The sequence below is a fragment of the Nemorincola caseinilytica genome (assembly GCF_039540515.1).
GTDB lineage: Bacteria > Bacteroidota > Bacteroidia > Chitinophagales > Chitinophagaceae > Nemorincola > Nemorincola caseinilytica.
Genome location: NZ_BAABFA010000004.1, coordinates 193335 through 218058, shown reverse-complemented (window position 1 = coordinate 218058; position 24724 = coordinate 193335). Strand labels below are relative to the sequence as shown.

The 24724-nt window shown below is 52.5% G+C and carries 20 protein-coding genes and 1 tRNA gene; 10 read left to right on the top strand and 11 right to left on the bottom strand.

Annotated features, from left to right (window positions below; translation table 11 throughout):
• Positions 1-12: 12 nt before the first annotated feature.
• From ABD843_RS01650 to hemH, 3 genes are all read right to left on the bottom strand, one after another.
• Positions 13-864 (bottom strand): hypothetical protein, encoded by an 852-nt coding sequence (locus ABD843_RS01650; protein ID WP_345077523.1) that lies wholly within the window; start codon positions 862-864, stop codon positions 13-15.
• A gap of 43 nt (positions 865-907) precedes the next feature.
• Complete coding sequence (locus tag ABD843_RS01645) at positions 908-1444, bottom strand: CopD family protein (protein ID WP_345077520.1); 537 nt, start codon at positions 1442-1444, stop codon at positions 908-910.
• Positions 1445-1628: 184 nt separating this feature from the next.
• On the bottom strand, positions 1629-2654 hold the full coding sequence (gene hemH / locus ABD843_RS01640; protein WP_345077517.1) for a ferrochelatase: 1026 nt from the start codon (positions 2652-2654) through the stop codon (positions 1629-1631).
• Between the two features lie 374 nt (positions 2655-3028).
• Between hemH and ABD843_RS01635 the strand changes: the two genes are divergently transcribed.
• Entirely contained in the window at positions 3029-3358 is a 330-nt protein-coding gene (locus ABD843_RS01635; RefSeq protein WP_345077514.1) for a hypothetical protein, read from the top strand.
• 287 nt (positions 3359-3645) lie between these two features.
• Here ABD843_RS01635 and ABD843_RS01630 read toward each other — a convergent pair whose 3' ends face one another.
• From ABD843_RS01630 to pheT, 4 genes are read right to left on the bottom strand one after another with little or no spacing between them, the layout of a single operon-like run.
• A complete protein-coding gene (locus ABD843_RS01630; RefSeq protein ID WP_345077510.1) occupies positions 3646-4395 on the bottom strand; it encodes a DUF6048 family protein in 750 nt (249 codons plus the stop codon).
• On the bottom strand, positions 4349-4852 hold the full coding sequence (locus ABD843_RS01625) for a DUF6452 family protein (protein WP_345077507.1): 504 nt from the start codon (positions 4850-4852) through the stop codon (positions 4349-4351). Before ABD843_RS01625 ends, ABD843_RS01630 begins: the two co-directional genes overlap by 47 nt.
• Positions 4845-5120 carry a hypothetical protein gene (locus tag ABD843_RS01620; protein WP_345077504.1) on the bottom strand — a complete coding sequence of 92 codons (276 nt, stop codon included), beginning with the start codon at positions 5118-5120 and terminating at the stop codon, positions 4845-4847. The genes ABD843_RS01625 and ABD843_RS01620 overlap by 8 nt, the downstream gene beginning before the upstream one ends.
• Positions 5120-7534, bottom strand: a complete 2415-nt coding sequence (gene pheT, locus ABD843_RS01615; RefSeq protein ID WP_345077501.1) for a phenylalanine--tRNA ligase subunit beta — start codon at positions 7532-7534, stop codon at positions 5120-5122. The genes ABD843_RS01620 and pheT overlap by 1 nt, the downstream gene beginning before the upstream one ends.
• Positions 7535-7938: 404 nt before the next feature.
• On the opposite strand from pheT, the gene dnaB reads away from it, so the two are divergent.
• Positions 7939-9687, top strand: coding sequence for a replicative DNA helicase (dnaB, locus tag ABD843_RS01610; protein ID WP_345077498.1), 1749 nt, complete (start codon positions 7939-7941; stop codon positions 9685-9687).
• Positions 9688-9695: 8 nt separating this feature from the next.
• Here dnaB and ABD843_RS01605 read toward each other — a convergent pair whose 3' ends face one another.
• Positions 9696-10169, bottom strand: a complete 474-nt coding sequence (locus tag ABD843_RS01605; RefSeq protein ID WP_345077495.1) for a 23S rRNA (pseudouridine(1915)-N(3))-methyltransferase RlmH — start codon at positions 10167-10169, stop codon at positions 9696-9698.
• 107 nt (positions 10170-10276) lie between these two features.
• Between ABD843_RS01605 and ABD843_RS01600 the strand changes: the two genes are divergently transcribed.
• From ABD843_RS01600 to ABD843_RS01565, 8 genes are all read left to right on the top strand, one after another.
• Positions 10277-10353 (top strand) — tRNA-Arg (locus ABD843_RS01600).
• A gap of 124 nt (positions 10354-10477) precedes the next feature.
• Positions 10478-11620, top strand: a complete 1143-nt coding sequence (locus ABD843_RS01595) for a DUF4856 domain-containing protein (RefSeq protein ID WP_345077492.1) — start codon at positions 10478-10480, stop codon at positions 11618-11620.
• Between the two features lie 169 nt (positions 11621-11789).
• A complete protein-coding gene (locus tag ABD843_RS01590; protein ID WP_345077489.1) occupies positions 11790-12950 on the top strand; it encodes a DUF4856 domain-containing protein in 1161 nt (386 codons plus the stop codon).
• A gap of 87 nt (positions 12951-13037) precedes the next feature.
• Positions 13038-14165, top strand: a complete 1128-nt coding sequence (locus tag ABD843_RS01585) for an imelysin family protein (protein WP_345077486.1) — start codon at positions 13038-13040, stop codon at positions 14163-14165.
• A gap of 14 nt (positions 14166-14179) precedes the next feature.
• Positions 14180-15553 carry an HTTM domain-containing protein gene (locus tag ABD843_RS01580; protein ID WP_345077483.1) on the top strand — a complete coding sequence of 458 codons (1374 nt, stop codon included), beginning with the start codon at positions 14180-14182 and terminating at the stop codon, positions 15551-15553.
• Positions 15543-17732, top strand: a complete 2190-nt coding sequence (locus tag ABD843_RS01575) for a TonB-dependent receptor family protein (RefSeq protein ID WP_345077480.1) — start codon at positions 15543-15545, stop codon at positions 17730-17732. Before ABD843_RS01580 ends, ABD843_RS01575 begins: the two co-directional genes overlap by 11 nt.
• 116 nt (positions 17733-17848) lie before the next feature.
• Positions 17849-19195, top strand: a complete 1347-nt coding sequence (locus tag ABD843_RS01570) for an efflux RND transporter periplasmic adaptor subunit (protein WP_345077477.1) — start codon at positions 17849-17851, stop codon at positions 19193-19195.
• Positions 19196-19219: 24 nt separating this feature from the next.
• Positions 19220-20542, top strand: a complete 1323-nt coding sequence (locus tag ABD843_RS01565) for an APC family permease (RefSeq protein ID WP_345077474.1) — start codon at positions 19220-19222, stop codon at positions 20540-20542.
• Positions 20543-20546: 4 nt separating this feature from the next.
• On the opposite strand, the gene ABD843_RS01560 is transcribed toward ABD843_RS01565, so the two are convergent.
• From ABD843_RS01560 to ABD843_RS01550, 3 genes are read right to left on the bottom strand one after another with little or no spacing between them, the layout of a single operon-like run.
• On the bottom strand, positions 20547-21365 hold the full coding sequence (locus ABD843_RS01560) for a 2,3,4,5-tetrahydropyridine-2,6-dicarboxylate N-succinyltransferase (RefSeq protein WP_345077471.1): 819 nt from the start codon (positions 21363-21365) through the stop codon (positions 20547-20549).
• Positions 21366-21418: 53 nt separating this feature from the next.
• Entirely contained in the window at positions 21419-21970 is a 552-nt protein-coding gene (locus ABD843_RS01555) for a hypothetical protein (RefSeq protein WP_345077468.1), read from the bottom strand.
• The gene (locus ABD843_RS01550; protein WP_345077465.1) at positions 21967-24267 is read right to left on the bottom strand and encodes a monovalent cation:proton antiporter family protein; all 2301 of its coding nucleotides are present in this window, start codon (positions 24265-24267) and stop codon (positions 21967-21969) included. Before ABD843_RS01550 ends, ABD843_RS01555 begins: the two co-directional genes overlap by 4 nt.
• Positions 24268-24724 lie beyond the last annotated feature (457 nt).

The following is a 24724-nucleotide window of genomic DNA, read 5'->3' as shown; positions in this document are numbered from 1 at the left end:
TGACAAGGGTGGCTACTTCGTCAATACTATTTTAGCCGACCTTCCTTTTTTGTTGAATGCGGTGAGGTCGTACCGTTCGTCGCCATCTATAAGCAGTATCTGTGCCGTATTAGGTGGCGCCGCGCCCTCGTCGCCCGCTACGAAGGTAAATGTATCGTTCTTGCCTGTAAGCGGCACTACCAGCCGTGTATGCTCGCCGGTAAGCGTATGGTCGGTGAGCAAGGGTGCGCCATTATGCAATATGGTGAGGGCATCGCCATCTACCACACCGCCATCCCATACCTCCAGCGTACACACCGGCGACCGCCATTGCAGGCGTTTATCCACCCCCTCGGTTATCTTATCGGTAGCGGTGGTAATGGTATCGGCGATGGCGGGTATTTTGGCGGGCTCTTTTGCAGTTGCTTCCTTAAAGGGCACCTCATTGGTATCTCCCGTCATTTCCAGCGTGCCCTGGTAGCATACCACCTTATTTTTATCCTTACCGGAGAATACGCCTGTCAACTGCACCTTGCCTTTCTTTGTCTTCCAGCGCAGCAGGGCGGTCACATAGCATACATCCATAGAGTCGGGCAGCTTGCCCAGGGCGGCATTCTCTGTCACCACCATTACCTTCATATCCCTGCGCACCTGCACGTTCACCTTCATGCGTACGGACATGCCATCCTGCTCGGTAATGGAGATACCTTTACCTGTAGTGCCAGCTATATCCAGCTCCAGCCGATAGGGATATGTGGGCCCATCCTTGGCTATGATGTTGCCCTTTAGTACGCATTTGCCCTGCTGCGCATGCAATGCAGTGGCAAGGAGCATACAAAAAAGCAGCGATACCCATTTGCCGAAAAAGATACGGATAAGATGCATGTCCGCAAGATAGCGATCACAGAGGTATATAGCAAAAGATGCCCTATGCCTTCCTGAGGCGTTTGTAGATCTTTATGGCGCTCATGAGGAGTATAACGAAGCATATGAGCCCACCCAGGCCCCACAGCAGGCTCATGCCCTGCTTTACCACGGCCAGCATTACTATGGCCACAAGGAATATGGTAGCCACCTCGTTCCATACCCTGAGCTTGCCCGATGAGTATTTGAATATGCCAGCCATTTGTTGCTTGTATATACGGTGCAGGGTAAAAAAGTAGGCATACAGCCCCACTACAAAACCCAATTTTATGGCGAGCCACATGGGCAGTTCGGGCTGCATCTGTGCATACTGATACCACATCCACGGCCCGAAAATGAGGGTAAGCACGGCCGATGGCCATGTGATACCGAACCAAAGACGCTTTATCATGATACCGAACTGCTGCTGCAGTACGGTACGCTCGGCCTCGGGCTTATCGTTGGCCTCGGTATTGTATATGAACAGCCGCACGATATAGAACATACCGCTGAACCAGGTAACGATGAAGATGATATGTAACGCTTTGACGTAGGTATACATTTTTAGTCGCGAGTCGTTAGTAGATAGTTATGGGTCAAAAGTAGAAAGTAGTGAGTAGAAAGTAGAAGGTCTTAAGTAAAAGCGGGTCATCATTCCTTATTCATTACCCCCAATTCCCAATTCCTAATTACAAATTCCTAATTACAAATTCCCAATTCCGAATACCTAATTCCTAATCCCCAATTCATAATTCCCTTAACAGCGTCTCTACGGCGCTCACCCAGGCGGGCCGGGTATTCATGCAGGGGATGTACTCATAAGAGTTGCCACCGGCGTGCATAAAGTTCTCCTTTTCGCGTATGGCTATCTCTTCCAGTGTTTCCAGGCAGTCGCTCACGAAGGAAGGACATACTACCAGCAGATCTTTTATACCCTCGGCCGGCATTTGCGTCATGCGCAGGGTGGTGGCGGGTCTCAGCCACTCTGCACGGCCCAGTTTCGACTGGAAGGCTATACTGTAGCGTTCCTTTGGCAGGCCCAATGCTTCTACCACCAGCCGTGTGGTCTCCAGGCATTGGTGCCTGTAGCAATAGCTATGCGTAGCCGATGGCGTGGTACAGCATTCGCCACGCAGGCAGTGCGACTCGGTGATGTCGCGCATGTGTATGTGCTTTTCGGGTATGCTGTGGTAGCTGAAAAGCACATGCTTGTCATTGCCCGTCACATACTCCCTCATGCTTTCGGCCATTGCGGCTATATAGGCAGGGTGGTTGTAGAATGGCCTCACTACCGACAGTTTGAAACTGTACTTGCCATCGGCATGTACCTTGCGGGCCTCTACCGATGCTGTTTCGAAGCTGGACATGGCATAATGTGGGTACAATGGCAGCAGCACCACCTCTTCTATACCCGGTGCTATGTGCAGCAACTGCTCATAGGCGGTCCTGATATCGGGGTTGCCGTAACGCATGGCTATCACCACGGGCTCGGCCACTTTCTCCTGCAGGGCATCGCGCAACTGGCGGGTGATGTGTACCAACGGAGAGCCGTCCTTCGTCCATATGGCGCGGTATGCCTCTGCCGACTTCGGCGCACGGAAGGGGTTGATGATACCTTTTACCAGTATACTGCGCCATATATATGGCGAGTCTATGACACGCTCATCCATCAGGAACTCATCGAGATACCTGCGCACATCTTTTACCTCTGTGGTATCGGGCGAACCGAGGTTCATGAGTATGATACCACGTTTATTACTATCTTTTATCATTCGGGAAAGACCAAGAACGTGCAAAGAAACACACTTATCGGCCTATGGCAATGGGAGCTGATCTTTGTCAGCTACTTAAATGACCAAAACGTGACAACAGCCCCCCCCCCCCGCGAGATCTTACCTGTAAAAGTAACCGCGCGGCCCGGAAATGACCATTGGCATTATCAGGCAGGCATGGCAGTGCCCGGCCGGCTATATACATAAGTGTGTATCAATGAACGGCATCTGTACAGCGGCATGGCAGGAACATGTTTTTTCCCAATGTCATTTTGATTTCAAGATCATTTGGCTTAACTTTATGCTGTAGATCTGTATCGAACACACAAAAAACACTAAACAAATCAAATTACTTAATCCAAAAAACTGACCGTATGAAACTAAGGATCGTAACTGGTACACTGCTGGTAGCAATTTTATCAGCTTTCACTGCAAGCGCTGGCGATTGCTGCAAGAGCAACAATCATTGTGGTGGCAAACATTGGCACCATCATAGCCATGGCTGCTGGGGACATCACGGTTACTACTATGGCCCTGATGGCTGCTATGCAAAACGCAAAGCTGCATGCTGCGACAACGAAAAGAAAGACAACTGCTGCACCAGCAACAATAGCTGCAAGCATACATATACGCGTGCTAACTACCACGAAGACTGCTGCGGCAGGGGCCATCTGCACATCGTAAAAGATAACAGCGAAGACTAATAGCTATATCTTAGCAACAAACTTGCCAGGGGCTGTCCACAGGATGGCCCCTGATGTTTTATACCAATTAGACAATGAAAACAGGCATGTTTTTTTGGCCCCTCCCGAACCTCCCCAAAGGGAAGGAGGTGAACTATGAGCGCTATAACGTGAAATTTTCCTGTGCCGAATTTTGAAGTCAAATTGTTATTATACCCGCCGGGAAACTAATATCGCATTATGTTCAGCCCCTCCCGACCTCCCCTAGGGGAGGTGATGAGATGTGAGTGCCCGGCAGGGTATTATGCCTATTTCTTTTTCTCTTTCCGGCCCCACCTTATGGCATAGTCGAGGTAGATATTGAGGTCGAACACGGCGCCCTTATCGCCCTTGCCATAACCTGCTATATGCAGGGGTTGAAGGTCGCGGAAGGACTTTCCGTTCATCAGGAATTTGCCGCGAAGGTTCCAGCCTGCCAGCAGGCCGTGTACCAGCTCTACCCGCATACCCATGGTCACCTCCGACCAAATGACAGAAAAGCTCCTGGCCGGGCTGATGCCCGATATGCTGCCCCATAGACTATCTGTAACAATGTATGTACCCGGGCTGCGCGATACATTGCCATAGGCCATGCGCAACCCTACGAACATCATATCCCAATCGTGCTCGCTTTCGCGGTACAGAATGCTCTTATTGAAGCCCAGCCTGCCGAAATAGTTGGTGGTGGTATACTGCAGGTCGGGGTAAGACACCTCCGACCCTCCCCAGCCACCCTCGGCGGCCAGGTAGTATTCGTTCTTCAGGTAGTAGTGTACCTCGCCCTCGTAGCTGTATTTATTGCTGATGCGGGTATTGAGCACGGGATAAAAAACATCTACACCTATGGCCAGCTGGTGGCCTACATCGTACTTCTTGCGGTCGGGCACATCGGTCTCTGCGGCCGCTGTGTCGGCGGTCTTTGTGGTGTCTGCCTGTGCATATACAGGCGCACACATACATAGTGCGGCCACACTAAGGCCTAGGATGTATATATACCTGTATATGGTTCTTGCTGGCATCGCTGGTGACACTGGAATTGATGATCTGTACGGAATCTATGGTATGGCTGGTAGTAGCTGCCGAACGGAGGTCGTAGTAATAGGTATAGCCGCAGGCATTGGATATGAACTGCAACTGCCGCTCGTAACGGAATATGATGGTATCTGTAAGTGTGCCCGCCGCGGTATCGGGGCTGTAGAGCCACATACTGGTATCGGCCACGGGAGAAAGGGAGAGCGCGAATGACGAACGTGAGGTATACAGGTATCCCTGCTGACCGCCAGCGGCCACAGCACGGAAGAACGGATTGGGCGTGGCGGTATCTATAGTAAGGCTGTCGGTGACCTTTCTTACCATGCGCATCCTGAGGCTGGCGCTACGGGGCGTAAGGCAGGGCTGCCGCTCCTGCGTGCAGGAGTACAACGATACCAGCAACACTATGGTAGTAACGAGGATATTTCTGGCCTTATCAGTCATTGAGGGTCGTTAGTATCCTGTCTATCTCGGTTATCACTATGTCCAGTTGTTTGCGCATGTTCTGGCGGTCGTCGTCCCCGGCCACGGCAGCATTCAGGTCTACGCTTACCATATCTTTTTCCAGGGATGCCAGTTGGGCCGTCAATTTTTCGCCTGTCCTTTCCAGCCTGGCAACGGTATCCCTCAGGCGTTTGTTCTCCGCCTCCAGCGCTGTGTATTTCTTCAGCAGCGTGTTCAGTTTGCCGTTCAGTTCGTCCAGTACCTGCATCAGTCGCGTATCAGTGCGTTCAGCTTGTTCTTATAGGCATCGGCCAGTTTTTTCATCAGTTGCTCGGTCTCCGCATCGGTCAAGGTACGGTCTTGCAACTGGAAAGTATAATTGAGGGCATAGGACTTTTTGCCTGCGCCCAGTTTTTCGCTCTCGAACACATCGAAAAGGCCATAAGTGCGCAGCTCTGCCAGCTTTAGCTGGGCGGTCACTTCCTGCACCTGCTGGTAAGAGACCTGTGTATCCAGCACTATGGCCAGGTCGCGCTGCACGGCGGGGAATTTGGGCACCTCGCTGTACCTGGTCTTTACAGACCCTGTAGCGCTATACCATACTTCCCAGTATATCTCGGCATAATACACGTCCTGCTTTACATCGAACGCAGTGCGCTTATCCTTTGGCACCTGCATCATACGGCACAGCTCGCGGTTCTTCCACTTCCATACTATGGTATCGCCATCGTAAGATGTGGCTATGCCTGTGATACCATTGGCTGCCAGCATATTGTTCAGCAGGCCTTTCAGGTAGTATATATCTGCAGGCTGTGCCTTGTACTGCCAATGCTGGCCGCGAGCGTTGCCGGTAACGAGCAGCGACAGGCGGCTTTCCTCTACATACTTGCCATCTATGTGCTTGTACACATTACCGAACTCGAACAGTGCCAGGTCGGTACTTCTGCGGTTGCAGTTGTATGCAGCCACTTCCAGCGCGCCTTCCAGCAGCGATGGGCGCATACAGTCCAGGTCGGCGCTGAGACTGTTTATCATGCGCACCAGCGTTTCGTTGCCGGGGTAGTATTTGCTGTTCACTATAGAGTTGGTCACTATCTCCTGCATACCCATGCCACACAGCAGGGCGGCCACACGCTCGCGCATGTGCCTGTCGGTAGGCAATGCTTTGGTGAGCGATATGTTCAGTCGCTGAGGTATCTCTATATTGTCCAGCCCATCTATGCGCAGTATCTCTTCCACTATATCAGCAGGCTGGGTCACATCGGTCTTGTTCGATGGCACACTTAGCTTCAGCATCTCGGCGGTCTCGCCCTGTATACCGAAGCCCAGCGCCAGCAGTATGTTGCGTATGGCCTCGTGGCCATAGTCCTTGCCGCTGAGGCGGCGTATATGTTCGTATGTTATACTTACCTCTGTGGTCTTGAGCGGCGTGGGGTACACATCCGTCATATGCGGTAGTACCCTGCCACCTGCTATCTCTGCTATCATGGCCGCTGCACGGTGCAATGCGGGCAGCACATTATTTATATCCACCCCCTTCTCGAAGTGTGTGGCGGCATCGGTGCGCAGACCATGATGCATGGATGTACGGCGTATGCCCATGGGCGCGAAATAGGCGCTTTCGAGGAACACATTTGCAGTGCCCTCAGTGATACCGCTATCCTTGCCGCCGAACACGCCGCCTATGGCCACGGGGCCATTACCGTCGCATATCATCAGGTCATCGGCACGCAGCTTGCGCTGCTTGTCGTCCAGGCCGGTGAACACGGTGCCCTCAGGCAGGTGGCGCACTACTATCTTGCCGCCATTCAGTCTATCGGCATCGAAGGCGTGCAGGGGCTGCCCATATTCGTGCAGCACATAGTTGGTGATGTCTACTATATTATTGATGCTGCGCACACCTATGGCCGCCAGCCTGCGTTGCAGCCATTCAGGCGAATCGCCCACCTTTACACCACTTATACCCATGCCTGCATAGCGTGGACATGCCTCTACGGCCTCTATGCTCACATTTATGGCAGGCCAGCCATCTGTTCCGCTCTTGTCATCTATATCGAAGAAAGATACCGGCATCACGGCACGGTGCTCGCTCTTGCGGTGGTGCGACAAGTAGGCGCACACATCGCGGGCCACGCCTATATGGCTGTTGGCATCGCTGCGGTTGGGCGTAAGGCCTATGTGTATGGCGTGGTCGGTAGCGGGCAGGTTGAAGTACTGGCTGGCAGGTATGCCCACCTGCGTATCGGCTGGCAGTATCATGATGCCCGCATGGCTGTTGCCTAGGCCTATTTCGTCCTCGGCACATATCATACCAGCGCTTTCCTCGCCGCGTATCTTGGCTTTCTTTATGGTTATGGGGTCGCCCTCTGTGGGGTATACCGTGGTACCTACCGTGGCCACTATCACCTTTTGCCCGGCGGCCACATTGGGCGCACCGCACACTATGTGCAGGGGCTCGGCGCCACCTACCGATACAGTGGTCACACTCAGCTTATCGGCATTGGGGTGTTTGGCACAGGTGAGCACCTCACCTGTCACCAGTCCTTCCAGCCCACCCTTTATGGTCTCTACGGGTTCTACGGCCTCTACTTCCAGCCCTATGGATGTGAGTATCTGGCTCAATTCGTTCACTGGCAAGGGTTCCGGCAGGTATTCAAGCAACCATTGGTAAGAAATGATCATCTGTGGCGTTCAAATTTGAGCAAAGATAACCTATGCCGATAGCAAAAAGCATGTTCCCAAAAAAACGCTTAACAAGATCTTTTTTGCACACCCGATCCTGAATAACCTGTTAGCTTCCCTGTATAACAAAGTATATGTGTGGATAACAGGTTTATTTCGGAACTTTACAATTCACAACCTGTGTAAAAGATGTGTGCGAGGTGCTTAAAATTATACGATCCCTTTTTGTTTGCGGTACGGTTTTTCGCATTTACATTCGTTCCCCTCACAAATTTTCATGGCCGTTCTTCACGTTCGCTTAACCGTGTCTTCAACTACAGTTAACACCGGGAAAAGACGCCGCCGGCATAGATGAGTGGACAAAATAAACTGAACTAACTGACCATATAATCGCATTAAAAGCAATGGCTTTAAATATAAAAAAAGATTTTTCTTCCTCTCGCTCACAGGGCCGGAAACCCGACATTTCGAGCCTGGTGTATGGCAAGGTACCGCCGCAGGCCCCCGAACTGGAGGAGGCCGTGCTGGGTGCCGCCATGCTGGAAAAAGACACCTTTGCACAGGTACTGGAAATAATACAAAGCGAAGATTGCTTCTATGTAGATGCCCACCAGAAAATATATTCGGCCATGCGCAGGCTCTTCGACAAGGGTACACCCGTCGACCTGCTTACCATAACCGAAGAACTGCGCAGAAGCAATGAACTGGAACTGGTAGGTGGCGCCTACTACCTCACCCGCCTTACAATGAGCGTACTGTCTAGCGCTCACGTCGAGGCGCACGCTCGCCTGGTGATGGAGAAATTCATACAGCGCGAACTGATACGCATAAGCAGCTCGGTGATAAGCGATGCCTATGAGGACAGTACCGACGTGTTCGACCTGCTGGACAAGGCCGAGACCGGCCTGTACGACATAACCGACAAGCACCTGCGCAAGAACTTCAAAAGCCTTCAGGAAGTACTGGTACGCACCATAAACGAAATAGACGAGAACCGCAAAAAGACCGATGATATAACCGGTGTGCCATCCAACTTCCGTGGGCTGGATGCACTTACCGGTGGCTGGCAAAAGACCGACCTGATAATACTGGCAGCAAGGCCGGCCGTGGGTAAAACGGCATTTACGCTGAACCTGGCCATGAATGCGGCCATGAATGCTGGCAAGCAATTCCCGGTAGCCCTATTCTCGCTGGAAATGGGTGCCGGGCAGATAGTGAAAAGGATGCTGAGCTGCGTGGCCGAAGTGAGCATGGAAGCCATAACCCGTGGAAAAATGGCCGAACACGAATTCATACAGCTATCGCAGCGTATGACCAAGCTGTCGCAGGCCAAGATATTCATAGATGACCAGGCCGCGCTGAACATCTTCGAGCTGCGTGCAAAGGCCCGCAGGCTGAAGCAGAAGCACGACATACAGATGATACTCATAGACTACCTGCAGCTTATGCAGGCCAGTGTAGAGAAGGGCGGCAACCGCGAGCAGGAGATAAGCAAGATATCGCGCGATCTGAAGGCGCTGGCAAAAGAGCTGGAAGTGCCTATCATAGCGCTTTCGCAGTTGAACCGTTCGGTAGAGACGCGTAAGGAAAGCAAGGTACCGCAGCTGAGCGACCTTCGCGAATCGGGTGCCATAGAACAGGATGCCGACCTTGTTATGTTCCTGTACAGGCCCGAGTACTATGGCAACAGCAGCAACGAAATGGGCGAGACCATAGAGGGCGAAACGCATATACATATAGCCAAGCACCGTAACGGTAGTACCGGGCAGGTAAAGGTGCGCTTCATAAAAGAGTACCAGAAGTTCGTGGATCTGGAGGATGATGGCTTCGACTCTTACAAAGGGCGCAGCGGTGGCGGTAACCCAGGTGGTGGCAACAACTTTGGTGGCGGTGGCGGCAACTTCGATGCCGGCTTTGGCAGAAGCACACCTCCCGGTGGCTTTGCCGCTGGCCCCAATAGAGACAACCCCTCGGCAGGTATACGCGGGCGCGATGCCAGCGAATTCGGAGGCAGCAAGCTATACATAGAGGACGGGGCTACGGGCTTCCAGACACTGCAGTCTAAGGCCAACAGCATGAGCTGGGAAGATGATGAGTTGCCGGGCCAGAAACCTGCACCACCACCCCAGACCGATGAGGATGCACCGTGGTAACCTCACGGCTACTCGTGATGGTACTGTGAATTATTGAGGATGCTGAGAGAGCGGTATACCTGCTCGGCCACTATTAGCCGCACCAACTGGTGCGGAAATACCAGCGCCGACAGCGACCATACCTGCTTTGCCCTGCTGCGCACAGCATCTGTTACACCATAGGCACCGCCTATCAGTATCACCAGGGTCTTTACGCCTTGGTTCATCATCTGCTGTAGCTGGGTGGCCCATTGGGGCGAGTTCAGCAGCTTGCCGCGTTCATCCAGCAATACCAGGTAATGATGCTGCTGCAGGCGCTTCAGCAGCAGTTCTTCCTCCAGCCGCTTGGCAGTGGCAGCATCGGCGGTGGCATATTTTCGGGGTATCTGCAGGGTCACCAGCTCTATGGTGTTCCACGGCTGTATCTTTTTGAAGTACAGGCGCACGCCCTCTTCTATATGAGGTTCGTTATCCTTGCCCAAAGACCATATCTCTATATGCACGCCTGTAGTGGTTTTAGCTGTTCAAAGGTGTATATTTTTTCTCTGCCGCGAAAAAGTATTTGCAAAATACAGGGCGTTTAGTATCTTTGCACTCCCAAAACGGGAATGGCCTTGTAGCTCAACTGAATAGAGCATTTGACTACGGATCAAAAGGTTTCAGGTTTGAATCCTGACAAGGTCACCAGGAATAAGCGCTCACAAGGCGCTTATTTTCGTTTTACTACCTACTAATTGCATGGTCTGAAGTTTCTCGTACATGAGGTCTTATCCCTATCTTTAAGGTACATTTACCGTTACAAGAACATAATATGAGAAAGTCGCTATTACTGATAGCCGCCGCTGCTACCCTGTTCGGCTCGTGCAGGAAAGAGGATACGCATATGAAGGTGCCCTATGGGTCGCTCACTACCACTACCAACTACTTCACCACCTTCAAGGGTGCGGATGGCAATACCACCGCAGACCTGGCCGATATGGGAAAACGTGTGAACATGCTGAAGGAACTGGATGAATACATGATCTCTTTCGGTGCTGTACCCCTTAGCGGTGCCAAAATGAAGGATATGTTCAATAATACGAACAACCCCTTCAAGGATACATCGCTTAAAAATGCTACCGGCATCAGTATGGCATCGGTAACGGCCATGTCGTTCGCTGCGGCCGATGGCGAGGCCGAGCGCGCTATCATAAGTGCCTGGTTCGATTCGGTGGCCGCTATAAGCGTTCACGGGCAGACATTGGCCTCGCAGGGTGTACCCGGCGCGCTGGACTATGCCTACCTGGTGAATGGCAAGGCATTCGAATACGGGCAGTTCGCAGAGGTGGGCCTGACAGGCGCCCTGCTGCTGGACCATATGAATGTGATGCTGAGCCCCGAAAAGATGGCCGCAGACAATACCACGGTAGTGGCCGGCAAGAACTATACACAACTGGAACACAACTGGGATGAGGCCTACGGCTGCCTTACCACCAATGAGTATTTCCCTAAAAAGGACAATAAGGGTAGCTGGCAGGAAAACTACCTGGGCGACCTTGTGCGCCAGGTGAACGGCCTCTTCGGTGAGCCTACCGATGTATATATGGCATTTCTGAAAGGGCGTGCCGCTATAGTGAACAAGGATATAGCCACCCGCGACCAGCAGATAGAGATAATACACAACAAAATAGAAAGAGCCCTGGCCACAGTGGCCGTAAGCTTCCTGAACAGGGCAATGGCAGCCTCGAACGAGGCCTCGCGCTATCATGCACTGTCTCAGGGCGCAGGTATGATATACGCGCTTCGCTATGCCTACAGCCCCAAGCTAAGCAAGGCCAGGTCGGAAGAACTGATGGGCATGCTGATGAACAAGGCCAATGGGTTCTGGTCGCTCACCACTACCGATATCACCAACGTGCGCGACCAGATAGCTACTACCTACAACGTAGACAGGGACGCAGTGGTATATAATTAAAATAATACAGATACAATTCTCCAAGGACGGCTTTAGGGCCGTCCTTACTATTTTATACAACAAATAACACATGTGAAATAAAGCGGAAAAACTAGAATTTCCCGATTATGAAGATCGGGCCGGTGGGCAGCCGATACATTTGCACCCACAAAAACGTTCCCACTTTAATATGAACAAAAAATTAGTACTTTCTGTAGCTGCAGCGTCTATGCTGTTCGGCGCGTGTAAAAAAGACAAAGAAACCACACCTGAAGAAAAGGTGCCCTACGCATCGCTCACAGCTACTACCAGCTACTTTACCACCTTCAAGGGCACCGATGGTAACACATCGGTAGACTTTAGCGGCCAGACCACCCGCATCAGCATGATGAAGGAGATGGACGCATATATCAAAACGTTCTCTACCGCCGCACTGGACGCTACAAAACTGAAGAACATGTATGCCAATACCGGCAGCCCCTTCAGCGATGCAGCACTGAACAGCGCTACCGATAAGACCATCATATCTAAAACGGCCCAGTCGTTCGCTACTGCTGATGCAGATGCCGAGCGCAACTGGTTCAAGGCCTGTTTCGACTCTGTGGCGCTGGCCAGCACACATGCTTCGCAAACTGCAGCTATAGGCGTACCGGGCAAGCTGGGCAACTACCTGGTGAATGCAAAGGGCTTCGAATATGGCCAGTTCATACAGAAAGGCCTGATGGGTGCCATGATGCTGGACCAGATAAGCAACATATACCTGGGCACAGAGAAAATGGCCGCCGACAACAACACCATAGTAAGCGGCAAGAACTATACCGCGCTGGAACACCACTGGGATGAGGCATATGGCTACCTTACTGCCAACGAATACTACCCCAAGCCCGATCCTAACGATGCTACAAAGTGGCTGGAAAGCTACCTGGGCAGCTATGTACGCCAGGTGAACGGCACCTACGGCGACCCTACAGCGGTATACCTGGCCTTCCTGAAAGGCCGTGCTGCGGTAGTGAACAAGGACATGACCACACGCGATGCACAGATAGCCTCTATACGCACTGCGCTGGAAAAAGCTGTGGCCACTGTAGCCGTAAGCTACCTGAACAAGACCAAGACCGCTACTACCGATGCTGCACGTTTCCACTCTCTGTCGGAAGGTATGGGCTTCTTGTATTCTCTGCGCTTTGCACACAATGCGAAAGTGAACAGGGCAAAGTCTGAAGAGCTGATGGGCCTGCTGATGAACAAAACAAATGGTTTCTGGTCGCTGACCAATGCCGACCTCGATACTGTTCGCGATCAGATAGCTACTGCCTGCGGCATAGACAAGGAAGCGGTGGTGAACCACTAGATCGTACCTTATACATCCTATGAAGAACTAAATGGAGCGACCGGTAAGTTACCGGTCGCTTCGGTCGTAAAAAGACGAACCATAAAAATGAGAAAAAAGGCACTTTTGGCAATGGCAGCAGCGGTGGCAGTGATACTGTCTGTGGCCGGCTGCAATAAAGACAAGGATAAGGATAACGATACTTCTGTCGACTTCGACAGGGCGGCAATGCTCACAAATTATGCTGATAACTATGTGATACCCGCCTATGCCGACATGGCGGGGAAACTGACCACGCTGAGAACGAAAATAGACGAATTCGCTGCTGCGCCCGATACCACAAAACTCATAGCCGCACGCACAGCGTGGAAAGAGGCATACCTTACATGGCAGGGTGTGGAAGTGCTGGAGTTCGGCCCGGAGGCCAGCATATCGCTGCGCGACTTCCTGAACATCTATCCTGTATCTGTAACGAAGGTGAACACCAATATCACATCGGGCAGCTACGACCTGGAACAGTTCGGCAATAAGGATGCACAGGGCTTTCCCGCGCTGGACTACCTGCTGAACGGCCTTGCCACTACCAATAGCGCTATAGTGGCCCTATACACCACCGATGCGAAAGCCACCGGCCGCAAGCAATACCTGCAGACCGTAGCAGCAAAGATGCTGGCCAAGATAACTGCGGTAAAAGATGCATGGGGCGGCTACAGGGGCACCTTCATAGCGGCCACATCTACCAGTGTCACCGGCAGCATATCGCTTATGACCAATGCCTATGTGCTGTATTACGAACGCTATGTACGATCGGGCAAGATAGGCCTGCCGGTGGGTGCCATGACAGGCACTGCCGCGCCAGAGCTTACCGAGGCATATTACACACCTACCCTATCAAAAGACCTGGCCATAGCAGCTATGAACAGTGTTGCCGCCTTTTACGAGGGCATTTATTACAATGGCAGTAACAATGGCATGGGCTTCAAAGACTACCTGGCAGCTATAGGTACCAAGGATGATAATGGAACGCCAATGGCCAATGTGATAGCCACCGAAATGGAAGAAGTAAGGACCGCCCTTACCACTATACCGGCCCCTATAACCACTGCAGTGACCACCAACAGGGCCGAAGTGCTGAAACTATACGACCAGATGCAGCAGGTAGTACCGCTGCTGAAGGTGGATATGGTATCGGCATTCGGGATATCCATTACCTATACCGACAATGATGGGGACTGATGTGATAGGAGGCGATGAGCAGAACAACATCCATATCGATAAAGACATACCTGGAGCAGCCGTTATACTCGGCTGCTCTTGCCGTTTTCAGGCTGGCGTTCGGTATCATGTTGTTCGGCGGCGTCATCAGGTTCTGGCTACGCGGCTGGATAGAGGAACTGTATATACGGCCGCACTTTTATTTCCACTATTATGGCTTTGAATGGATAAAGCCACTGGGCAATGGCGCCTACCTGCTATTTGCCGTCTGTGCTATCAGCGCATTGTTCTTTGCAGTGGGGTTGTTCTACAGGCTGTCGGCCACAGTACTGTTCCTGTCCTTTACCTGGATAGAACTGCTGGATAAGACCAATTACCTGAACCACTACTACTTTGTGAGCCTGGCGCTCTTCCTGATGATATGGCTGCCCGCCCAGGCAAACCTATCGCTGGATGCATGGCAGCGCCCTACCCTGTACAAGCGCTACCTACCCCGCTGGACCATAGGCAGCATACGCCTGATGCTGGGCATAGTGTATATATATGCCGGGCTGGCAAAGCTGAACAGCGACTGGCTGGTACAGGCCATGCCCCTGCGCCTGTGGCTGCCTGCCAAGAACGACCTGCCACTGGTGGGACCACTGCTGAACAAGGAATGGGTGGCCTATGCCTTTAGCTGGTTCGGTGCGGTATACGACCTTACTGTGCCTTTCTTTCTGCTGAACAGGAGCACCCGGCCATTTGCATTCGCGACAGTGATAGTGTTCCATGTGGCCACATCCATACTTTTTCCCATAGGCATGTTCCCCTACATCATGATACTGTCCACCCTTATCTTCTTCGACAGCCGCGATATAGATACTATTGTAAAGAAATGTGAACATCTTTTTACAAAACTGCCTGCGGCCACAGGCAGCGATATGTTTACCTTTGCGCCGCCCTGGCGCCGGGTGGTACCGGCGCTGTTCGCAATGTTCTTTGTCATTCAGTTGCTACTACCCTGGCGCTACCTGCTGCTGCCCGGCGAGCTCTTCTGGACCGAGGAGGGCTACCGGTTCTCGTGGCGGGTAATGCTGATGGAGAAAACAGGTTATGCACAGTTCGTGGTGCGCGATGGCGCTACCGGCAGGCAAGTGGGGGTGAACAATACCGACTTCCTGACCGCCAACCAGGAAAAGATGATGGCCACCCAGCCCGACCTTCTGCTACAATACGCGCACATGCTGCGCGATCACTACAGGCAGCAGGGCATGCAGGATCCAAAGGTATATGCCACGGTATATGTGACACTGAATGGCAGGCGCAGCAGGCTGCTAACCGATACATCGGTAGACCTGGCGGCAGAAAAAGATGGGTTCTTCCATAAAAAATGGATAACCGATCAACAGTATAAGATATATGGTTTGTAAACGTTCGTTGTTCTTATTGTTCACCTTCCCCATATACTGCCACGCGCAGGATACGGTAAAGCATTTGAATGCCGTAGAGGTACGCGATAGGAACAGCAGCGACTTCCGCAGCATGAACCAGGTGGAAGGCATGAAGCTGACGGCCGGCAAGAAGACCGAACTGATAAATGTAGAGCAACTGACGGTCAATAAGTCGACCAACAACGCACGCCAGGTATATGCCAAGGTAGCAGGGCTGAACATCTTCGAGAACGACGGATCGGGGCTGCAACTGAGCATAGGCGGTCGCGGGCTGGATCCCAACCGCACCTCGAACTTCAATGTGCGGCAGAACGGGTACGATATAAGCGCAGATGCCCTTGGCTATCCCGAAAGCTACTATACCCCACCTACCGAGGCGCTGAAGAAGATAGAAGTGATAAAGGGCGCATCGGGCCTGCAGTATGGCACCCAGTTCGGCGGGCTGCTGAACTTCGAGATGAAACAGCCCGACGACCTCAAGAAGCCGCTGGAGATAGAAAGCAGGCAAACGGCGGGATCGTGGGGGTACTTTGGCAGTTACAACAGCATAGGCGGCACATCGGACAAGTTGTCCTACTTCGGCTACCTGCAGTACAAGCGTGGCGACGGCTGGCGGCCCAATAGCGGCTTCGAGGCCATAAATGCCTATGCCGACCTGCATTACCACATCAGCAACAAACATATGCTGGGGCTGGAGCTTACGCACCTGAACTACCTGTCGCAGCAGCCGGGCGGCCTTACAGATGCCATGTTCGCAAAAGACCCGAGGCAGAGCAACAGGTCGCGCAACTGGTTCGCAGTGAACTGGAACCTTGCCGACCTGGAATGGGACTTCCACATCACCGAGCGTACCCGCTGGCAAACACGGGCATCGGGCCTGTATGCCACCCGCAATGCACTGGGCTACCGCCCCAACAGGCCATCGCAGCCGGACAACGGCACCGCCCCGCGCGACCTGCTGAAGGGTGTTTTCAGGAACGGCACGCTGGAATCGCGCATCATACACAGGTACAAGGCCGGCAAGCAAGAGAACAATCTGCTGGCAGGCATACGCGCCTACTATGGCCGCAGCAAGGAGGCACAGGGATATGTGCAGAACGGAAGCGGCCCCCAGTTCTCCTTTGCCGATGAGACAAGTACCGATATGATGTCGGACTATGAGTTCCCGAATATGAACTATGCGGCATTCGTAGAGCATATCTTCCGCCTGGGGCCACGGCTGAACATCACCCCCGGCCTGCGAGCCGAGCATATACGCACCCGTGCGCAGGGCTACTACCGCTACCGCGAGACCGACCTTGCGAACAACCCTATAATAGATACCCTGATACAGGAGAACAGGTCGCTGCCGCGCACCTTTGTGATAGCAGGGGTGGGCGCAGGCTACAAGCTGAATACGGATGCAGAGTTCTATGGCAATCTTTCGCAGAACTACCGCTCGGTGACCTTCTCTGACATACGCACCATGAACCCATCCTTCCAGATAGACCCCAACATACAGGACGAAAAAGGCTGGAGCGGCGACCTGGGCATACGCGGCAGTGTGGGCAAGGTATTGCGCTATGATGCCAATGTGTTCTTTCTGCACTATGGCAACCGCATAGGCGAATACCTGTACAAAACACCGAACTATACCGTGATACGCCGCAGGAGCAACATAGGGCAGGCCGATATATATGGCCTGGAATCCTTCCTGGAGCTGAATGCGCTGCAACTGGCAGGCTATACCGGCAGCGACTGGAAGCTGAACCTGTTCACCAACCTGGCCCTTACACAGGCCGGCTATACCAAAAGCATGATACCCGACATACAGGGCAAGCGGGTGGAATATGTGCCCCTCATGAACCTGCGCACAGGCGTGCAGGGCGCATGGAAGAGCCTGAAAATGTCGGTGCAACTGAGCGCCCTGAGCGAGCAGTATGCCGATGCCACCAATGCTACCGACGGGCTTTACAGCGCCGTGAACGGCCTGATACCCGCCTACCGCGTGGCCGATATATCGGCGGGGTATACATGGCGCAGGTACACGGTGGAAGGCACGGTGAACAATGTGCTGAATGCGGCCTACTTCACCCGCCGCGCCACCGGCTATCCCGGTCCCGGCATCATACCCGGCGATGGCAGGGGCTTCTTCATTACACTGGGGGTAAAGATCTGACCGACCGCTATGCCCGGCAGCATACATTTCCCCCGCATTGCGGCTATCTAACCCATCCTTTGCATCATGGTTCATACCCATAGCGTATATTTACACCTCAATTCACACACTACGTTATGAGGTCGAAAAAAGCCCTGTGGATCATTATCATTGGTGTATTGCTGCTGGTAGTACTGGTCATCGTCATCAAGAACAGGGGCGATGATGGCACCAAAGTGGCCGTAGAAAAGGTAGCAAGGCACACCATAACCGAGACCGTGACGGCAAGCGGCAAGATATACCCCGAGACAGAAGTGAAGATAGCGCCCGAGGTGAGCGGTGAGATAACCATGCTGGATGTGCAGGAGGGCGATAGCGTACATAAGGGCGATGTGCTGGTAAGGATAAACGCCGCCATATACAGCTCGCTGGTGAACCAGGCCTCGGCATCGGTATCGCAGTCGAAGGCAGGGGCGCAGAACTCTTCGGAGATGATAGCACAGGCAAAATCGCAGTACGATCTGGCGCTGGCCACTCACAACCGCAACCAGAAACTGTATGAGCAGAAAGTGATATCGCAGCTGGAATATGAGCAGGGCGAGGCGAATTTCAATTCTGCAAAAGCATCGCTGGAAGCTGCAAAGGCATCGGCATCGGGCGGGAAATATAGTGTGGATGCGGCCATGGCAGGGCTTTCGCAGGCAAAAGAGAACCTGCAGCGCACTACCATAGTAGCGCCTACATCGGGCATCATATCCCAACTGAACGTAAAGAAGGGCGAGCGTGTGGTAGGTACCGCGCAAATGGCAGGTACCGAAATGCTGACCATAGCCGATATGAGCCGTATAGAGGTGCGTGTGGATGTGAGCGAGACCGATATATCGAAAGTGAAGATAGGCGACACCACCATCATAGAGGCCGATGCCTATCGCAACCGGAAATTCAAGGGTACTGTATCGAAGATAGCAGTGAGCAGCTCCAAGTCCATCATGTCGGGTGCGGGCGGCAACAGTTCCGACCAGGTGACCAACTATACGGTACACATCACCATTCTGCCATCGAGCTATGCCGATATAGCGGCCAAGCTGCCAAAGGGTAAATTCCCCTTCAAACCGGGCATGTCGGCATCGGTAGAGATACAGACCAACAGGCAGGAGAACATCCTTTCCGTACCCGTGAACGCAGTGACCACCCGCGACTGGCCCGACAGTATGAAGAAGAAGGAAGAGCTGGCCTATATAACCAACGAGATACGCCAGGTGGTGTTCGTATACAACGACAAGACAAAAACAGTGCACCTGCGCGATGTGAAGACCGGCCTGCAGGACAACAAATACCTGGAAATAACAGAGGGCATTACCGAGAACGAACAGGTAGTGACCGCACCCTATGGCGCCATAGCCCGCACCCTGAACGACAAGGGCAAGGTGAACGTGGTGGACAAGGAAAAACTCTTTGAGAACAAGGATAAGGACAAGGAATAATACCCCATACCGCGGCCATACCTTATGAGCATAAAGCCCTTACTCAGCCGCTTCGACCTTACCATGATAGTGGTGAGCCTGGTGATAGGTATGGGCATCTTTCGCACGCCGGCCGATGTGGCCATAAAGGCCGGCAGCGAATGGGTATTCTACGGGGCATGGATATTCGGTGGTGTAGTGAGCCTGTGCGGCGCGCTCACCTTTGCCGAGATAGGCGCACGCTACCCGCATGCAGGCGGTTTCTACAAAACATTATCGCATTGCTACCACCCCTCTGTGGCCTTTATGGCAGAGTGGGTGCTGGCCATATCCAACATAGCATCGGTAGCGGCAGTGGCCATGATAGGCGCAGGCTACATAAACCCCGTACTGATGCCGGACAGCCTGCAGAACGATACGGGTATAAAGATCACCACCATCACATCGGTACTGGTGCTGTATGTGGTGAACTACCTGGGTATAAAGACCAGCGCACGGCTGCAGAACGCCCTTACCCTCTTCAAGATAGGAATGATAATATTGCTGTGCATGGCGGTGTTCGTACATGATGCACCACCGCCGGTAGCTACCTATAAGCCTTATGAGGGTAGCCTCATAAGCGCTTTCGGCCTATCGCTGATACCTGTCTTCTTTACCTATACCGGCTATGCCCTTACCATAAACATGGGCGGCGATATAGCACAGCCGCAGCGCAATATACCCCGGTCCATATTCACGGGCATAGGCATAGTGCTGGCGCTATACCTGGCGGCCAATTTCGCCTATTGCCGGGTATTGGGCTTTGGCGGTGTGCAGCAGACCGATGTGCTGGCCGCGCGCATGGCGCAGGTACTCTTCGGCAGTGTGGGGTACAAGGTCACATCCATACTCATGTTCCTGTCGGTGCTGGCCTATGTGAATGTATACATTATGTCGAACCCGCGGGTATATTACGCCATGGCCGAAGACGGTGTGCTGCCACCCATCTTCAGGCGGGTGAACCCAAGAACACAGGTGCAGGAATTCGGCATCACGGTATTCGTTGCAGCTATACTCGTTACACTGTTCTTTGCAGACTCTTTCGGGTCGCTGCTCAACTATACCATGTTCTTCAACACCACCGGCCTGATACTAGGCGCCAGCGCCATCTTTGTGCTGCGCAAACGGGACGATGGGCAGGAAGGCATCTACAAAGTACGGCCCTACCCTATAGTACCGCTCATATTCATAGCGGCATATGCCTATGTCACCATATGCATAGTGGCCGATGACCCTGCGGCATCGTATGTATATGGCGCAGCATTCGCCATCGGGCTCGCTATATATTACTTATGTATAAGAATATGGGGGAACAAACCCCAAAGCTGATAGCCTACACAGACACATTAAAGTCCCTCAGCGCATCGTTCAGGCTTGTCTTCAGGTCGGTAGATGGTTTGCGGGTACCTATGATAAGGGCGCAGTTCACATGATACTCCCCGGCAGGGAATTTTTTGGCATAACTGCCCGGTATCACTACACTGCGTGCAGGCACCCTACCCTTGTATTCTACAGGTTCGGGGCCGCTCACATCTATTATCCTGGTGCTTTGTGTCAGTACCACATTGGCGCCCAGTACGGCCTCTCTTTCTACTATCACCCCTTCTACCACTATGCAGCGCGAACCTATGAAACAGCCATCTTCTATTATGACTGGCGATGCCTGTAGCGGCTCCAATACACCACCTATTCCCACACCACCGCTCAGGTGTACGCCCTTACCTATCTGCGCGCAAGAGCCTACAGTGGCCCATGTGTCCACCATTGTACCCTCATCTACATAGGCGCCTATATTCACATAAGAGGGCATCAGCACCACATTGCGGGCCAGGAAGGCACCATAGCGGGCCACAGCATGCGGCACCGCACGCACGCCCAGCGATGCATAGTCCTTCTTCAGGGCCATCTTGTCGTAGAACTCGAAGGGCGGCAGCTCCCATGTCTGCATCTGCTGTATGCCGAAGTACATGAGTATGGCCTTCTTCACCCATTCCTGCACCTCCCAGCCGCCATCTATGGCGCGCGCCACACGCAGGCGACCTTTGTCCACCTCTTCTATAACGGCCCTTACGGCATCGCTGTAGCTGGTGCTCTTCAGTAGTTCACGGTCTGCGAATGCGGCCTCTATCGCCTCTTGTAGTTGTGCGTACATAAAATAGTGTGCTGTTGAGCGGGTCAAAAATAGTAACGGAAAGCCATCATGGCTCACTTGCTATCCAGAAAAATATCGCGCAGGTACTGTATACTGACATCGGCGGTCATTTTCCGCGTCTTCAGGTTCAGGTAGCGGTATGCACATTCATCGCCATCCTTTACCCCGAAGAGGAAGTACTGGTCTATACCATCTATATGCGCTTTCCACAGCATATACTTTTTGGCACTGTCGGCCACTATCAGTTTTGTGGACTGTCCCTGCATGTCCTGGTACTTTTTCTCCAGTTCGTAATACCGCTCTACTACGGCATACCCCTGCAATTGCTGCTTGCCAAAAGGCAGGCTTCTGCAGGAGCCTATGGCCGCTACAAGGGTGCTGGTATCGGCCCGGTACAGGTATTGATGTCCGCTACCCTTGGTATACTTTCCCGCCTCCCAGCGGCCGGGTATCACCAGGCTGCCATACGGCGCTTCGGTATAGGTAGTGGTCTGTGCGCTTTCGTTGTATACTATATCTTTCTTTGGCTGCATTATTTTGCGGTGGCAACTGCTGCCGGCCAGCCATAGCATACCTATCATCAATATACCTGCTATCTTGTTCATATCTCTTTTGTGTCTTTTTCTGTGGTGCCGGGCTTCTGTTCCTGTGCTCCGTCCACCCTTTGCGGTGTGCCCACTATCTTCTCGAATACCTTTATGCGCTTTATGTTGCCCACTATCCACAGCAGGTCGTTGCTGAGCAGCACCACGTTCGATTCGGGGTTCAATATACGCTCCCCGTTGCGTTCTATGCCCACTATCAGTCCCTTGGTACGCTCCCTTATCTCCGATGCCTTTATGGTCATACCGGCTATGGGCGATCCTTCTGCTATCTCCATGCGCTGCAGCGTCAGCTCGTCCTCAGGCGACCCTTTGCGTGCGCGTGCCGCACTGCTTTCTTCCAGGTGCTTTTTGAAAGAAATGACCTGGTCATCGGTGCCTATCACATACAGGGTATCTTCGGGATATATGCGTTCCTGCCTGTCGGGCGCCTGTATGGTAAAGGCGCCACGTTTTATCATGGCTATGTTCACACCGTAGTTCTCACGCAGCTTTAGCTCCATCAGGGTCATACCTACCCCTTTGAAATCGGGCGATACTACGAAATTGGTGATATGCGCATCCCATGGGGTAAGGTGGGCTCCGCTCTCTCTTTTATCCAGTACCTCTTTTTCGTTCAGGTTGGTCATGAACCTGCGCTCGGCCCAGGAATGTACCAGTTGCAGCCGCCGGTAGTTCAGCAGTACGGTTATCAGTGTGACCCCCAACAATATCAATGCCCATGTATAGGAAACGATATTATGCACCACGAAACCCATTATCACGAAGGCTATCACCAGGCGCAGCAGTTGCAGCACTATCATGGGGCCGCGGTAGTAGCGTTTTTCCCAAAGCCTGTTGGCTACCGAAGGGTATATCTTGCGTATGGCAAGGGCCCATAGCAAGGGCGCTATGAGCAGCAAGGTGGTGATGGCAGTACCTATTCTTATAACAGGATTGTCGCCATGATCGTCGAGCGCGGGCAATATGATATTGGACACCACAAGCACTATACCCACTACCAGTATAGTGTGAATGACCGTTTGTATGAGGTAAGATGTGATGTACTTGTTCCAGTCGCTGGTGGGTTTCACTTTCTGCCCCTCGTGGCTGTATTTGTCTATGGCGGTCACCCAGTTCCCGGGTAGTCTGCGGGTGAGCCAATTGTAGAGCGGCCCCGATAACCGTATCATATAAGGTGTGGTAAAGGCCGTGAGCGCCGATACGGCCACCGCCACAGGGTACAGATGCGGGCCGGTGAGCTTCATGGTAAGGCCCATGGTAGCTATGATGAAGGAAAATTCGCCTATCTGCGAAAGGCTCATACCCGCCTGCACCGATATCTTGAACGGCTGCCGCGAAAGCAGGGCACCCACTATGGTACTGAATGGCATGGCCACCAGCACCACCAGCATGATGATGAGTATCTGCTGCCAGTACTGCGGCAATATATTGGGGTCTATCATCATACCTACCGATACGAAGAAGACCGCCCCGAACATCTCTTTTATAGATACAGTAAGGTGCTCTATCTTTCCGCCAAGGGGGGTTTCGGCAAGGATGGAGCCCATGATGAACGCCCCGAGGGCGGGTGAGAACCCGGCCCCGGCGGCCAGTATCACCATCATGAAGCAGAGCGCCAGCGAGGTGACGAGCAGCATCTCATTGTTCATGAACCGGCCTGCGCGGCGCAATATGGTAGGCAGGAAGAAGATACCCGACACGAACCACAGCACCAGGAAGAATATGAGCTTGCCCACCGGGAACAGGATGGCCGTACCCGACAGCTTGGTACTGGCGGCCACCGTAGGCAGTAATACAAGCATAAGGATGGCGGCGAGGTCTTGTACGATAAGTACGCCGAACACCAGGCCGGTGAACTTCTTTTCCTTTACCCCCAGCTCATCGAACGCCCTGATGATGATGGTGGTGGAAGAAATGGACAGCATGGTACCCAGGAAAATACAATCGGTGGTAGACCAACCCAGCAGCTTACCCACACCGAACCCCATCAGGAGCATGGTGCCTATCTCTGTAACTGCGGTGACCGATGCCGTGCCGCCCACCCGCATCAGTTTTTTGAAACTGAACTCCAGGCCCAGGCAAAAAAGCAGCACTATCACTCCTATCTGCGCCCATACATCTACGCTTTCCGTATCGGCCACGCTGGGGAATAGCGGGAAGTGAGGCCCTACCATTATGCCTGCCAGTATATAACCCAGTACAGTGGGTTGCTTCAGCCGTTTGAACACGAGTGTCACTACGGCCGCTGCCCCCATTACCAGGCCCAGGTCTGATATAAGTGGTGGAAGATGCGTCATTAACTAATTTTTTTTATATAAAATACGGGTCAGCGATAAAGATAGAAGATAGGCGTCTTACAAGGTAATGAATATAATGTTAAAAACCCGGCCGGCCGGAGCGGCAAAATGTATTCTACACATGTCTCAAAAACATATTGGCCGAAAATATCTGTACACCTTACCAACGGCTGTAGCCCATATTTTTTACGGCCTATTTATTTAAAAACAATTTAATTTGTATCTTACTGCGCCATGCTTCGATATCTTATGTTCCCAATTCATTATTTTTTTATTTTTTGTTCATGGCAGGGCTTGTTAGTAAATTAATTTTGTTAAATTTGCTGCCATATAGGCTAATGTGTATGGGATCGATCCGTCGGTCTACCTGTAACATTTTTTATTACAGAATGCATGAAAAACATTCATATTTCTGCGTAATATTGCCTAGTAGTTAGTAAATAAAGAAGTAATAATC

Excerpts from the sequence above, each read along its gene's own strand:
- ABD843_RS01650 (WP_345077523.1), bottom strand. The coding sequence starts at position 864 with ATGCATCTTATCCGTATCTTTTTCGGCAAATGGGTATCGCTGCTTTTT.
- ABD843_RS01645 (WP_345077520.1), bottom strand. The coding sequence starts at position 1,444 with ATGTATACCTACGTCAAAGCGTTACATATCATCTTCATCGTTACCTGG.
- hemH (WP_345077517.1), bottom strand. The coding sequence starts at position 2,654 with ATGATAAAAGATAGTAATAAACGTGGTATCATACTCATGAACCTCGGT.
- ABD843_RS01635 (WP_345077514.1), top strand. The coding sequence starts at position 3,029 with ATGAAACTAAGGATCGTAACTGGTACACTGCTGGTAGCAATTTTATCA.
- ABD843_RS01630 (WP_345077510.1), bottom strand. The coding sequence starts at position 4,395 with ATGCCAGCAAGAACCATATACAGGTATATATACATCCTAGGCCTTAGT.
- ABD843_RS01625 (WP_345077507.1), bottom strand. The coding sequence starts at position 4,852 with ATGACTGATAAGGCCAGAAATATCCTCGTTACTACCATAGTGTTGCTG.
- ABD843_RS01620 (WP_345077504.1), bottom strand. The coding sequence starts at position 5,120 with ATGCAGGTACTGGACGAACTGAACGGCAAACTGAACACGCTGCTGAAG.
- pheT (WP_345077501.1), bottom strand. The coding sequence starts at position 7,534 with ATGATCATTTCTTACCAATGGTTGCTTGAATACCTGCCGGAACCCTTG.
- dnaB (WP_345077498.1), top strand. The coding sequence starts at position 7,939 with ATGGCTTTAAATATAAAAAAAGATTTTTCTTCCTCTCGCTCACAGGGC.
- ABD843_RS01595 (WP_345077492.1), top strand. The coding sequence starts at position 10,478 with ATGAGAAAGTCGCTATTACTGATAGCCGCCGCTGCTACCCTGTTCGGC.
- ABD843_RS01590 (WP_345077489.1), top strand. The coding sequence starts at position 11,790 with ATGAACAAAAAATTAGTACTTTCTGTAGCTGCAGCGTCTATGCTGTTC.
- ABD843_RS01585 (WP_345077486.1), top strand. The coding sequence starts at position 13,038 with ATGAGAAAAAAGGCACTTTTGGCAATGGCAGCAGCGGTGGCAGTGATA.
- ABD843_RS01580 (WP_345077483.1), top strand. The coding sequence starts at position 14,180 with ATGAGCAGAACAACATCCATATCGATAAAGACATACCTGGAGCAGCCG.
- ABD843_RS01575 (WP_345077480.1), top strand. The coding sequence starts at position 15,543 with ATGGTTTGTAAACGTTCGTTGTTCTTATTGTTCACCTTCCCCATATAC.
- ABD843_RS01570 (WP_345077477.1), top strand. The coding sequence starts at position 17,849 with ATGAGGTCGAAAAAAGCCCTGTGGATCATTATCATTGGTGTATTGCTG.
- ABD843_RS01565 (WP_345077474.1), top strand. The coding sequence starts at position 19,220 with ATGAGCATAAAGCCCTTACTCAGCCGCTTCGACCTTACCATGATAGTG.
- ABD843_RS01560 (WP_345077471.1), bottom strand. The coding sequence starts at position 21,365 with ATGTACGCACAACTACAAGAGGCGATAGAGGCCGCATTCGCAGACCGT.
- ABD843_RS01555 (WP_345077468.1), bottom strand. The coding sequence starts at position 21,970 with ATGAACAAGATAGCAGGTATATTGATGATAGGTATGCTATGGCTGGCC.
- ABD843_RS01550 (WP_345077465.1), bottom strand. The coding sequence starts at position 24,267 with ATGACGCATCTTCCACCACTTATATCAGACCTGGGCCTGGTAATGGGG.